The 6,256-nt window shown below is 74.9% G+C and carries 5 protein-coding genes and 1 pseudogene; 1 reads left to right on the forward strand and 5 read right to left on the reverse strand.

Going from position 1 to position 6,256, the window contains the following annotated elements; all coding sequences use genetic code 11:
* From ABZW03_RS35590 to ABZW03_RS35610, 5 genes are all read right to left on the reverse strand, one after another.
* A partial coding sequence (locus ABZW03_RS35590) for an MBL fold metallo-hydrolase (protein WP_355267987.1) occupies positions 1-950 on the reverse strand: 950 nt, incomplete at its 3' end.
* 1,175 nt (positions 951-2,125) lie between these two features.
* A complete protein-coding gene (locus ABZW03_RS35595; RefSeq protein WP_355267990.1) occupies positions 2,126-3,214 on the reverse strand; it encodes an ATP-binding protein in 1,089 nt (362 codons plus the stop codon).
* A 175-nt stretch (positions 3,215-3,389) separates the two neighbouring features.
* Complete coding sequence (locus tag ABZW03_RS35600) at positions 3,390-4,139, reverse strand: alpha/beta hydrolase (protein ID WP_355267993.1); 750 nt, start codon at positions 4,137-4,139, stop codon at positions 3,390-3,392.
* 160 nt (positions 4,140-4,299) lie between these two features.
* Positions 4,300-5,445: an MFS transporter gene (locus ABZW03_RS35605; protein ID WP_355267998.1), complete on the reverse strand. Its 1,146-nt coding sequence runs from the start codon at positions 5,443-5,445 to the stop codon at positions 4,300-4,302.
* Positions 5,446-5,501: 56 nt separating this feature from the next.
* Positions 5,502-6,128: a GMC family oxidoreductase gene (locus tag ABZW03_RS35610; protein WP_355267995.1), complete on the reverse strand. Its 627-nt coding sequence runs from the start codon at positions 6,126-6,128 to the stop codon at positions 5,502-5,504.
* A gap of 30 nt (positions 6,129-6,158) precedes the next feature.
* On the opposite strand from ABZW03_RS35610, the pseudogene ABZW03_RS35615 reads away from it, so the two are divergent.
* Positions 6,159-6,256 (forward strand): annotated as a pseudogene (locus tag ABZW03_RS35615) (phenylacetate-CoA oxygenase subunit PaaJ); the annotation flags it as partial.

Here is a 6,256-nt window from a genome sequence, read left to right on the forward strand (position 1 = left end):
GTGAAGGGGACCGGGTCCGCCTTCCACTGGTACGCGGAGTCCCAGACCACCGGTACGAAGCGGAAGGTGCCGCCGCCGGCGTCCGCCACGTGGCAGACGGACGGGAAGGACAGGTGGGTGGCCACCAGCTGCTCGCCGGTCGCCGCCAGCTCCCGCAGGAGGCTGATCCGGACCCGGGCCGACTCCTCCGGGTCGTGGTCGAAGCCGTTGTGCCACTCGGGCTTGTCGAACCCGCACTGGAACACGGCGTCGCCCGCGAAGGTCAGCCGCTCACCGCCGGACTCCAGCCGCACGACGCTGTGGCCGGGGGTGTGACCGCCGATGCGGCGCACCAGGACGCCCGGCGCCACCTCGTACTCCTGCTCGAACGGCCGCAACTGGCCCCGGTACACCTCCAGGAACCGCGCGGCGGTCGTGCGGAGCACGTCCGGCACCGGTGCCGGCATGTCGGTGCGGGAGAAGTCGGGCGCCGCCCAGAACTCGGCCTCGGCCGCGGCCAGGTGGACCCGCAGGTCCGTGCGCAGCCGGCCCCGCAGCCCCTCGACGAGCAGCCCGCCGATGTGGTCCATGTGCAGGTGGGTGAGCACCACGTCGGTCACCGACGCGGGGTCGACCCCGGCCGCCTCCAGCCGCGTGGCCAGCTGCCCGGCCCGCGGGAAGTCCGGGAACTCCGTCCCCAGGCCGGAGTCGACGAGCACGGTCCGGCCGCCGCTGCGCACCACGGCCACGTTCAGCGGCCAGTCGATCGACTCCAGCGGCAGGTACATGTCGCCGAGCCAGGCCTTCAGCTCGGCCGCGGGGGCGTTGGTGGCCAGCGTCACCGGGGAGATCGGCAGCACCCCGTCGCTGATCACCAGCACGTCGATGTCGCCGACCTTCAACGCGTAGCGCGACGGGACCAGTTCGTCGCGTCCCGGCGCGTCGGGACGGGCGGGGTTGACCTGGGTCATGGGTGTTCTCCTCGTGAGGGGTGTCGGCCGGGGCCTCGACGACGCCACCGTGGGCCGCGCCGTCCGGTCATCCGTACAGACCGGTCAGTGGCCCGTTCTGTGACAGCCGCCCCGGTCCGGGGGCGCGCGGGCTCCTCACGTCCGCCCGGAGCCTCGCGACGGACCGTGACGTGACGTCACAAAGGCGGTGCGAGAGCGGTCTTACCAGGAGAAGCGGCGCCCTGGCGCCCGGCACGACGACATCGGAAACGAGGCCACGTGAAACTCCGCCGACCAGCAGCGGCCCTCCTGGCCGCCCTGCTGATCCCGCTCGCAGCACCCGAAGCGGCCACCGCGGCCCCGGCGCCCCTCCCACCGGCGGTCTCCGCCGCGCCGGCGGCGTCCGGGGCCGCCTCCGCGGCCGAGGAGGAGCCGGACCTCGGCTACGCCAACCGCGTCTCGCCGCCGATCGGCATGCCGGACTGGTCACGCGTCGGCTACCGGGGCGGGCAGGACCTGCCGCGCGGTGGGTCGGCCCTCACCGAGGAGGCCGCCTGCCGCGTCTCCCCGCAGGAGCTCGCCGACACCTACGGGGTGCGCCCGGACGACGGGGCCGACGACACCGCCGGCCTGCAGCGGGCGATCGACGACGTCAAGGCCCAGTGCTCGCCCAAGGCCGACTTCAACCGCCTCTCCCTGATCGAACTGCCCGCCGGCCGGATCGACCTGTCCCGGCAGGTCTACGTCGACGCCTCCTTCCTGACCCTGCGGGGGCAGGGCTCGGGAGAGGGCGGCACCCGGCTGGTCTTCCGTCCCGACCTCAGCACCCGGTACGACACGGTGATCAACGGCCGCTGGGACCAGGACTCCATGGTGGCCGGGACCGGCAGCGACGTCGGCACGGGCGGCTGGCTGTGGCCGGGGCGCGGCATGTTCCGAGTCCAGACCCGGGAGGTCGCCGCCCGCTACCAGGACGACTGGGAGGTGGCCACGACCGTCCCCATGCGCAAGGACATCTTCGAGGGCAGCGTCAACCAGCACTGGGTCTCGGGCCTGAAGCTGGCCGCCCAGGACGGCGACCCGGGCTACTCCGCCCGGCGGGGGTCCTCCGTCGTCCGGCTGGACGCCAAGGTCGACATGAAGAAGTTCCGCACCGGCGGCTACGTCTGGGTCGGCGCGGCCAACAGCAGGAACTTCTACGCGCAGCAGGGCATCACCGATCCGAGCATGATCGAGGCGCTCCACATGCGCCAGCAGATGTTCAAGGTCGTCCGCGTCGACGCCACCGCCAGGACGGTCACCCTGGACCGCGCGGCGTCCGCGCCGAGGCCGAGCCGCTCGGCGGCCCGCCGCAGCAGCGGCACGTCCCCCACCGGCTCGGCGGCCGCCGCCAGCAGCAGCCGCTGGGCGCCGGCGGGAAGCGCGCCGATGCGCCGCAGGTAGGCCTGTTCGATCCGGCCGGCCAGCGGGCGGACGTCCGGGCAGCCGAACCCGCCGGCCAGCTCCGCCGCCGACAGCCCCCGGGTCAGTTCCAGCAGGGCCAGCGGGTTGCCGCGGGTCTCGGTGACGATGCGGTCCCGGACCCGCTCGTCCAGCCGCCCGGGGACCACCGATTCCAGCAGCGCCCGCGCGTCGTCGTCGCGCAGGCCCCGGACCGCGATCCCGGGCAGCCCCCCGAAGGGGTCGCCGCCCGCGTCGGGCGCCGTGGTGCGCGCCGCGAACACCAGCGCCACCCGCTCCGCCAGCAGCCGCCGGGCGACGAAGGCCAGCGTCTGGGCGGAGACCCGGTCGAGCCAGTGGGCGTCGTCCACGACGCAGACCAGCGGCCGCTCCTCCGCGGCCTCGGCCAGCAGGCTGAGCACCGCCAGGCCGACCAGGAACCGGTCCGGCGCACCGCCCGCGCTCGACCCGCTCCCCGCGCTCCCCGCGCTGCCCGCATGGCCCGCACTGCCCGCACTACCCGCGCTCAGGCCGAACGCGACCGACAGGGCGTCGCGCTGGGGGCCGGGGATGCGGTCGAGCCGTCCCAGCAGCGGTACGCAGAGCTGGTGCAGTCCGGCGAACGGCAGTTCCATCTCGGCCTCGGCGCCGACCGCCCGCAGGACCCGGCACCCGTCCGCCCGCTCCACCAGGTACTCCGCGAGGGCGGACTTGCCGACCCCCGGTTCGCCGCGCAGCACGAGGACCTGGCCCCGGCCCTCCCGGGCCCCGGCGACCACCTGGTCCAGCGCTCCGCACTCACTGCGCCGGCCACGCAGCCCGCGCCCCGGGGCGCTGCCCGCCATCCGCCACCACCATGCCGTTCAAGGTCCGGACCTGACCCCTGATCGTTCCAGGCCGAACCCATCATGCATCAGCCCGCACGGAGCGGACAAACCCCTGCCGGGCCCGGCCACAGGCGTCCTGACGGAACGTCACCAGGACGCGCGGGCGGTCCGTCACCAGGACGCGGGCGGTCCGTCACGTACGGGTCCCGCCCGGATCCGGGTGCGCCGCCCAGTGCGCCTCGACGGCTTCGGCGACCTCGGCCGGCCGCTGGAGCAGCGGCCAGTGGTTGCAGTCGAGTGCCAGGACGCCGGGGGCGCGCAGGGCGGCGGCGAGCCGCTCGCCGGACGCGATCGGGCAGGCGGGATCGCGCGCGCCCCAGAACACCAGACAGGGCGCGGTCACCCGGGCGAGGCCCGGCTCCCATTCGGCTCCCACGGTCACGGCGGAGCGGTAGAGCCTCAGGATGCTGTCCTTCATGGGCTCGTCCACCCGGCCGACCGTCTCCTCCGCCAGGTCGGCCGGCAGGTCGAAGCCGGCCGCGAGGTCGGCGGCGAAGGCGTCCGGCCGCAGCTCGCGCATGAAGCGGTCGCCGTCGGCGGGATGCTGCCAGACCCTGGCGAGCGGATGCCAGGTGTACGCCGCGTCGACCGGGCCGTTGCCGCCGGCCCAGGTGCGGACGAGGTCGGGCCGCAGGGAGGCGACGCGCGCGGTGAGGATGCAGCCCCAGTCGTGGCCGACCAGGTCGACCGGTTCGCCGACGCGCTCCAGCCGGGCGATCAGCCAGTCGACGTACTCCTCCTTGGTGGAGCGGAAGCCCTCCGGACGCGGGGCCCCGAACCCGGGCAGGTCCCAGGCCTCCACGTCGGTGCGGGTCAGCCGGCGGCGCACGCCGTCCCACACCCGGTGGGTGTCGGGGACGCCGTGAACGAGGATGGCGGGCATGCGGCGGGGTCCTTCCGTCCGGGTCCGGGTGGTCGGACGAAGCCCGTCGCCCGGCCCGTCCGCAGTGTTGACCGGCTACCCCGCGGATCTGTGACACCGGGACGTACGCCCCGCCTCCCCCCTGGCAGAGGGGAGGCGGGGCAACCCGCGGCGAGGACGCTCACGGGCGCTGCGGGCGGGTGGCGCGGATGAGCCAGAGCGTCGCCGCCAGGCACAGCGCGGAGACCACCCCGAGCACCAGGGGTACCGAGCGGACGCCCAGCGACTCGATGGCCTTGCCGAGCGCCGGCCCCGCGACGACACCGCCCACCATGGAGGCCGCGATCACCAGCGCCCCGGCCCGGCGGGCCCGCGGCGCAGCCCGGTTGAGCCAGGGCAGCCCGGTGGGGAAGATCGGCGCGATGAACAGCCCGACCCCCGCGTAGGCGTACGGGGCGACGCCCGGCACGGACGCCAGCACGAGGCAGGCCGTCATCCCCGCGCAGGACACCACGATGATCGACTCGGCCGAGAAGCGCAGCGTGATCGGGGCGACCAGGAAGCGCCCGACGGTCATCATCAGCCAGTACACGGAGGTGGCGGTGGCGGCGATCCCCGCACCGTAGCCGACCGTCTCCAGGTGCGTGGGCTCCCAGCCGCCGACGCCCGCCTCGATGCCGACGTGCAGGACGTACAGGGTGACGAAGACGGCCAGCACCGAGGCCAGGCTGCGCCCGAGCGCGCTCCCGGAGGCCTCGTCCGCGCCGCCGCCGGCCTGCCGCGGGGCCCGGTCGTGCACGCCGCGCAGGCACAGCAGCAGCGGCAGGTTGGCCACGGCGAAGACGAGGAAGACCGCGGCGTAGTGATCGGCGCCGACCGCGCCGACGAGCGCCGGGCCGAGGATCGCGCCGATGCCGAAGTGGGCGTTGAGGACGTTCAGCATGGCCGTCGAGCGGCGGCCGAAGCCGACGGCGAAGAGCTGGTTGAGGCCGTAGTCGATGCCGCCGAAGCCGAGCCCGGCGAGCAGCGCCATCGCCAGGGCGAACGGCCAGCCGGGGGCCAGGGCGAAGCCCGCCGCGCCGACCGCCATCAGCAGGTAGGAGACGCCGAGGATCCGGCGGTTGCCGACTCTCCCGAAGAGCCGGTCGAAGAGCAGGACGCCGGCGACGCCTCCGACGAAGTGGGCGCTCAGGCCCAGCCCGGCGGCCGCGGGCGTGAGGTGGAAGTCGTCCCGGAACGCGGGGATCGCCGGACCGTACAGCGCCTGGAGCGCTCCGATCAGCACGAATCCGGCGCAGGAGGCGACCGTCGCCGCCGGGCTGAACATCCTTGTCCCGGGGGCCTCCTGGGCTGCTGTGAGGTACTCAGCAGTCGGTCGGTCGGTCACGTGCTCTCCAGATGACGGCCCACGATCTCGTGGGCGTAGGACATGATCGTTCCCTGCGGACTGATCCCGGGAGCGCCCGGCAGGACGCTCGCGTCGCACAGGTGCAGGTTGGTGAAGCCGTGGGGGCGGCCGCGGTCGTCGCAGACCCCGCCGCGCTCCGGCAGGGCCATCGGGCAGCTCGCCATGCCGTGCACGGAGACCAGCTCCCAGTCGCCCGGCCGGAGCCGCGCGCAGTACTCCGCCACGTCGGTCTCCGAACGCAGCGGCGGGGCCGAGCTGGTGGGCGGCAGCAGCTCCACCGCGCCCGCCGCGAACAGCAGTCGGGCGGTGCGGCGGAACGCCAGGCGCATCAGGTCGTGGTCGGCACCGGTCAGCCCGTGCCGCAGCAGGGGCGAGCCGCCGAGCACCGCGCTGATCCGCGCGGTGCCCTGCACCCGCACCTGCGTGGTGAACATGCCCAGGTGCGCCCGGGCGGCGAGCAGCTCGGCGACCTGGCCCGGGTCGCGTCCGGCGAGCGCCGCGCCCAGTCCGCCGAGGGTGAGGTTGGACGGCATGACGAGCACGCCCAGCCCGGAGTGCTCCTGCACCTGGGCGGTGAACATGGTGCCGCGGGTGGCGTCCACGGCCCGGGGGAAGCGGGCGACGGTGCGCAGGTTGAGGTGGACGGCGACAGCGGCGCGGTGACCGCCTGGCTGACCCCGACCTACTCGGGCTGCCCCGCCGTCGCCGAGATGGCCGCCGACGTGGACCG

Origin of the sequence: Kitasatospora sp. NPDC004799 (assembly GCF_040609095.1) — a bacterium.
Lineage (GTDB): Bacteria > Actinomycetota > Actinomycetes > Streptomycetales > Streptomycetaceae > Kitasatospora.